General features: G+C 69.1%; 9 protein-coding genes. 6 read left to right on the forward strand and 3 right to left on the reverse strand.

The genetic code is table 11. The features are described 5' to 3' along the window. Together G6019_RS02080 and G6019_RS02085 are read right to left on the reverse strand one after the other, a co-directional pair. On the reverse strand, positions 1-352 hold a 352-nt coding region (locus G6019_RS02080; protein WP_182626953.1), incomplete at its 3' end, for a protein adenylyltransferase SelO family protein. Between the two features lie 4 nt (positions 353-356). Beyond that, the gene (locus G6019_RS02085) at positions 357-1121 is read right to left on the reverse strand and encodes a potassium channel family protein (RefSeq protein ID WP_182611903.1); all 765 of its coding nucleotides are present in this window, start codon (positions 1119-1121) and stop codon (positions 357-359) included. 196 nt (positions 1122-1317) lie between these two features. Between G6019_RS02085 and G6019_RS02090 the strand changes: the two genes are divergently transcribed. The 6 genes from G6019_RS02090 to G6019_RS02115 all read left to right on the forward strand — a co-directional run bounded on the left by G6019_RS02090 (position 1318) and on the right by G6019_RS02115 (position 5298). Continuing rightward, positions 1318-2787, forward strand: coding sequence for a sodium/glutamate symporter (locus G6019_RS02090; RefSeq protein WP_107757706.1), 1470 nt, complete (start codon positions 1318-1320; stop codon positions 2785-2787). A 96-nt stretch (positions 2788-2883) separates the two neighbouring features. Next, complete coding sequence (locus G6019_RS02095) at positions 2884-3390, forward strand: DUF2243 domain-containing protein (RefSeq protein WP_107757707.1); 507 nt, start codon at positions 2884-2886, stop codon at positions 3388-3390. 5 nt (positions 3391-3395) lie between these two features. Beyond that, entirely contained in the window at positions 3396-4262 is an 867-nt protein-coding gene (locus tag G6019_RS02100) for a cytochrome c oxidase assembly protein (RefSeq protein WP_231750401.1), read from the forward strand. Next, entirely contained in the window at positions 4259-4753 is a 495-nt protein-coding gene (locus G6019_RS02105; RefSeq protein ID WP_107757708.1) for a hypothetical protein, read from the forward strand. The genes G6019_RS02100 and G6019_RS02105 overlap by 4 nt, the downstream gene beginning before the upstream one ends. Before the next feature lie 42 nt (positions 4754-4795). Beyond that, on the forward strand, positions 4796-5011 hold the full coding sequence (locus tag G6019_RS02110; RefSeq protein WP_107757709.1) for a hypothetical protein: 216 nt from the start codon (positions 4796-4798) through the stop codon (positions 5009-5011). Then, the gene (locus G6019_RS02115) at positions 5008-5298 is read left to right on the forward strand and encodes a hypothetical protein (RefSeq protein WP_107757710.1); all 291 of its coding nucleotides are present in this window, start codon (positions 5008-5010) and stop codon (positions 5296-5298) included. Before G6019_RS02110 ends, G6019_RS02115 begins: the two co-directional genes overlap by 4 nt. 298 nt (positions 5299-5596) lie before the next feature. Here G6019_RS02115 and G6019_RS17055 read toward each other — a convergent pair. After that, positions 5597-5817 (reverse strand): LPXTG cell wall anchor domain-containing protein (locus G6019_RS17055; protein WP_206681798.1); only part of this gene is annotated, 221 nt, incomplete at its 5' end.

Raw genomic sequence — 5817 nt, forward strand, 5'->3', positions numbered from 1 at the left:
ACGGCGTGCGCCCGGACCCCTTGAGGTGCAGGTCGCGCCCGTCCGCCAGCTCGCCCATCAGCAGGGCCCGCCCGTCGCCCAGTCGCGGCGAGTAGCCCCCGAACTGGTGTCCCGCGTACGCCTGCGCGACCGGGGTGGCGCCGGCGGGGACGTGCGTGCCGGTCAGCAGTCGTAGTCCCTCCTCCGACCGGAGATAGTCGGGATCGATCCCCAGCTCGTCGGCCAGCGGGTCGTTGAGGGCGAGTAGTCGCGGGGTCGGGGCCTCGGCCGCCGTCCACGGCACGCCGAGATCGGGAAAGCCGCGGGCGAAATCGTCGCCGAGCCGCACGCCGGACCGCTCCTGGGAAGTCATACCGTCAACGGTACGGCTCCGTCGCGGGGTGGTCGGCCCGTCCGCTCCCGCCCTCCGTGACGGTGCCGAGCCGTGCGAGGTCCTCCCGCAGTGCCGCGATGTCCGCCGATAACCGGCTGACCTGAGCCTGAGTCGCGGACTGGTTGACCTCATCCTGCTCGCTGACCCGGTCCACGATCCACGAGGCGAGCGTGGCCGTGACGACGCCCAGCAGGGCGATCCCGGCGAGCATCAGTCCCGTCGCGATCATCCGGCCCGTCGGGGTCACCGGCGCGATATCCCCGTACCCGACCGTCGTGACGGTGACCACCGCCCACCACAACGCCTGACCGTAGGTCTCGATCGACGCTCCGGGAGCACCGCGCTCCGCATCCAGAATCGCCAGGGAGGACACGATCAACAGGACCGACGTCGACCCCGCGGCGTACGCGATCACCTGGCCGCGCACAGCCGTCCCCGCCGAGCGGTGCATGATGCTCAGCAGCATCATCAGACGGAGGAGGCGCAACGGCCGGAGCATCGGCAGGGCGATCACCACCAGTTCGTACCAGTGCGTGAACAGCCACCGACCCCGCGGTCTCGCCAACGCCAGTCGCACCGCGAAGTCCACCGCGAAGAGCACCCAGGTCCCCACCATCACGATCTCGGTGACCACGCCCCCTGTGCCCTCCGGGTTCACCAGCACCGAGACCGCGTAGGCGGCGAGGAAGGCCAGGGCTGCGCCGATCAAGGGCCATTCCGTCAGTTCCGCCCACCGTTTCTCCGTCACCTCTCGATGATGACCGACTCCGGGGGCGAAGGCGGCGAACGTGACGGCATGGTTACCGATCAGCGGTTCAGGTTCATTTGAGGGATGGCACGGCGTACATTCCTCACAACCGACGAGTCGCCCCGTGCATCGCCAGATGTAGAGAGACGGGGCGGCGTACGCGCCATGCATCACCGACCGGAACCGAGGTAGCCCCATGACGGCCAACGCGGTGGGACTCGCCCTGCTCATCCTGGGACTGGCGCTGCTTATCGGCAAGATCATCCGCGTCAAGGTGGGGATCGTCCAGTCACTGTTCCTCCCCAGTTCGATCGTCGCCGGAGCGCTGCTCCTCCTCCTGGGCCCCGAGGTGCTGGGCCGGATCGGCGGCCCCTGGGGGGAGAACGGACTGTTCACCGAACCGATGGTGGAGGTGTGGTCCTCGCTGCCGGGGCTTCTGATCAGCGTCATCTTCGCCACCATGTTCCTCGGCCAGAAGCTCCCGACCGCGAAGCGGGCCGTGAAGCTCGTCGGCCCCCAGCTCTCGCTCGGCGTGTCACTCGCCTCCGGGCAGTACGTCGTGGGTCTGCTGCTCGCGGCGCTGATCCTCGTCCCGACGTTGGCGGCGGCGCCGATGACCGGCGCGCTCATCGAGATCGGGTTCGAGGGCGGCCACGGTACCGCTGCCGGGATGCGACCGGTGTTCGACGAGCTGGGCTTCGGCGAGGGCGCCGACCTCGCCGTCGGTCTGGCCACCGTGGGCATCGTGGGCGGGATCGTCATCGGGATCGGGTTGATCAACTGGGCGGTGCGCACCGGACGGACGGAGATCGTCACCGGGAGCGCCAAGATGTCTATCGAGGAACAGAAGGGGCTCTTCCGCGAGGACGAGTACTACTCCGCCGGCAAGATGACGTCCCGCCCGTCCTCGGTCGAGCCGTTGTCGCTCCACATCGCAATCGTCACCGTGGCGATCCTCGTCGGCCTCGTGATCCTGGAGGGCCTGCGCTGGATCGAGCAGGCGACCTACGCGTCGATCATGCTCGACGACAACACGCCGCTGGAGATCTTCGCCTACGTCCCCCTCTTCCCCATCGCCCTCCTCGGTGGCGTGATCGTGCAGTTCGTGGCCACCAAGGCCGGGTTCGCGCACGTGATCGACGCCCAGATCATGTTGCGGATCCAGGGGTGGGCGCTCGACTTCCTCATCGTCGCCGCCATCGCCACCCTGTCCCTCCAGGCGATCGGAGAGAACATCGGTGTCTTCGTGATCCTGGCGGTCGCGGGGATCGTCTTCAACGTCGCCGTCTTCCTGATGCTGGCGCCGCGGATCATCGGTCGCTACTGGTTCGAGCGCGGTATCGGCGACTTCGGCCAGTCGATGGGCGTCACCGCCACGGGCCTCATCCTCATGCGGGTGGTCGACCCGCAGGCGGAGAGCCCCGCGTTCGAGGCGTTCGGTTACAAGCAGCTGGTCTTCGAACCGTTCTTCGGCGGTGGCCTCGTCACCGCGATGGCGGTCCCGATCATCTTCCTCACCGGCGTCTGGCCCCTGTTCTTCGTGATGCTCGCGGCCTTCCTCGTGGCGCTGCTCTCCGGCTTGTTCTACTTCCGCCCCAGGGAGATGCGGGACCGGGCGGAGTGGGAGAGGGAGAAATCCGAGGGGCGCGAGCCCGCGCGGGAGTAGGTTCCCGGCCTGTCGGCCCCCGCGTGCAGCGGTGGTGACCTCTCGCCGCCGGCCCTAGGCTCAGCGGCACCCGACCCCTCGCGAGGAGGACGCACGGTGTCGCCACCTTCTACTGAGATCCGCACCGCGGACCCCCGGGCGAGCCGGCGTCTGGTCCTGTCCGGGTTCCTCTTCGGTTGCGGGATCGCCGGGTCGGTGATCGATCTGTTCGTCTTTCACCTGCTCCTGCAGTGGCACCACTTCTACGACCTCTCCACCCCCAACGTCGCCCTCCTGGCGGACGGGCTGTTCCACGGCGCCACCTGGCTCATCACCGTGTGGGGCCTGTTCATGCTGGGGGAGGTCCGGCACACGATGGTCGTCCCGTGGGGGCGGTGGTCCGGTGCGGTCCTCACCGGAGTCGGCGCGTTCCAGCTGTTCGACGGGATCGTCTTCCACAAGATCCTCCGGGTCCACCAGATCCGCTACGGCGTCGACCTGTTCGTCTACGACCTGGTGTGGATCTCCTCGGCTGTTGCTCTCCTCCTGGCAGGACTGTTGATCCTGTGGCGGACCGCGGTTCCCCCGGAGCGGACGCCGACGTCCCGCCCTTCCCGGGACTGAGTCCGGTGACCCACGATCACGCGCATCCCGAACCCTCCTCCTGGCCGATGCCCGAGGTACTCGGCGTTCCCCTGATCGCGATGGCGGCGGCCGCCTACCTGATGGCTGCCGGTCGGCACCGTCGCCGAGGCCGGTGGCCCCGATATCGGACCGCGTTGTGGATCGCGGGGCTGCTCTGCCTGGGGGCGGCGTGGGTCGGCCCCCTCGCCTCCGCGGCACACTCGGGGTTCACCGCCCACATGGGAGTCCACCTTCTCATGGGCATGCTGGCACCGCTCCTTCTGGTGCTCGCGGCCCCGGTGACCCTCGCGCTGAGGACTCTGCCCACCCGGCACGCCCGGGTCGTCTCGCGCGTGCTGCGGTCCCCGCCGGCGCGGGTGCTCACCCATCCCGTCGTCGCGGCCGTGCTCAACGCGGGGGGCCTGTGGGTGCTCTACACCACCGACCTCTTCGCGCTCATGCACGAGTCACACGCGGTCCACGTCCTCGTCCACCTGCACGTGTTCCTCGCCGGCCTGCTGTTCACCGTGGCGATGATCGGGCCGGACCCGAACCCGCACCGCGCGAGCTTCCGGACACGCGCGGTGGTCCTGGTCCTGTTCATCGGCGCGCATTCGATTCTCGGCAGGTGGTTGTACGGGCACCCCCCGGCCGGCATCGACCCGGCGGACGCCAGGGTCGGGGCCCAGCTCATGTTCTACGGCGGTGAGGTCATCGACCTCGCGCTCATCGTCCTGCTCTTCACCGGCTGGTACCCGGGCTCACGACTGCGGGACCGGTTCCTCCCCGGAAATCCCGCTCTCGCCCGTTCCACAGATCATCTCGCCGGACGGTCCGGCGGTTCCCCACAATCCGAGGAGACGACACGATGAGCGACAGCCGTGCACTACACCTCGCGCGAGCAGCCGGAGCCGGGGCCCTCGCCGGAGTAGTCGGGGCGGGCGTGATGACCCTCGGGGAGAAGGGTGAGCAGCTGCTCACCGGCCGCCCGAACTCGTACGTCCCCGCGCGCGCACTTCTCACGCTGCTGGGCCGGCGGCCCGGAGAGAGTGACCGCCCCGACACGTGGAACCACCTCATGCACTTCGGCACCGGGGCCGCACTCGGCGCTCTCCGCGGGGTCTGGGCGGTCACGGGAATCCGTGGGGTTCATGCGACGGGCTGGCATACGGTGATCCGGCTGGGCTTCGACCAGACCGTGGAGAACGCGACGGGGGTGGGGGCGCCTCCGACCTCCTGGCCTGTCCGAGAGCAGGTGGTGGACATGGCGCACAAGGCGGTCTTCGCCGCGGTCACGGGCGCCGTCTCGGAGCGAATCGTCGCTCCGACCCTTCGACCCTCGCGAGGCCGCACGAGCCACTAGTGTAAGGAAAGTCCCATTCCCAGTCCGATCCCGGGAGGAACCATGCGGAAGAAGTCGTGGAGCGATCTGTCTGACGGCCAGAAGGCCGCGATCCTGACACTGATGTCCATCCAGGTGTCGCTCGCGGTCACGGCGTGGACCGACCTGGCCTTCCGGCCCGCCGAGCAGGTGCGCGGTTCCAAGGGCAGGTGGGCCGCCGTCATCGCGGTCAACTTCGTCGGGCCCGCGTTGTACTTCTGGCGGGGACGGCGGAGGTGAGTTCCCGGGGACGACACGGGCTCGCCGCCGCCGTCCTCCTCGCCGTCGTCCTGTCCCTCGGTGCGTGCGCAGCGGGGCCCAACGTCGATGTCTCCCCGGAAGGCCTCGGATTCTGGTGGGGCCTGTGGCACGGGCTCATCCTGCCCGTGACCTTCATCATCTCCCTGTTCACCGACACCGTGACCATCTACGAGGTGAACAACAACGGCAACTGGTACGACTTCGGTTTCGTCCTAGGAATCGCGCTGTTCTCCGGCCCCGCGATGGCGGGTTCGCGACGACGTTGACGTCCGGCACCGGCTCGACAGGCGTCGCAGCCACGTGGCGGTCTCCGGCCCGACGTCCGGATCACGCTCACGGTCACGGTCCGGCCCACGGTCACGAAGGATCTCTGCTAGTCGGTCCTCGTCCAGACCCGACCACGCGACGTAGTCGGCCCACTCACTCTCGGTCATCGTAGCGTTCCCTGTCATGAGGTGAGCAGGTCGAACAGCAGGACGGCCCCTCGCCCCAGAAGGTCGACCGCGGCGGGACCCGGGGTGGTGACCTCGCCGATGACGACGGGCAGGGGGACGCTGACCATGATCACTCCCTCGTGGTCTCGGGGATGCTGCGGCGGTTGCGTCGGGCCAGCCCCAGGGCCAGGGTGCCGCCGAGGATCATGACCGCCGCAGCCCCGGTCAGCCAGCTCACGTCCGCGCCGGTGTCCCCGAGCACTCCTCCGGCGGTCGCCGTGCGGGGATCCCGAACACCGGGTTCGCCCGCGCGTCCCACCTTCGCCCCCGTTCCCGGCACCGCCGGGTCGG

Source organism: Dietzia sp. DQ12-76 (assembly GCF_014145045.1).
In the GTDB taxonomy this organism is placed as follows: Bacteria; Actinomycetota; Actinomycetes; order Mycobacteriales; family Mycobacteriaceae; genus Dietzia.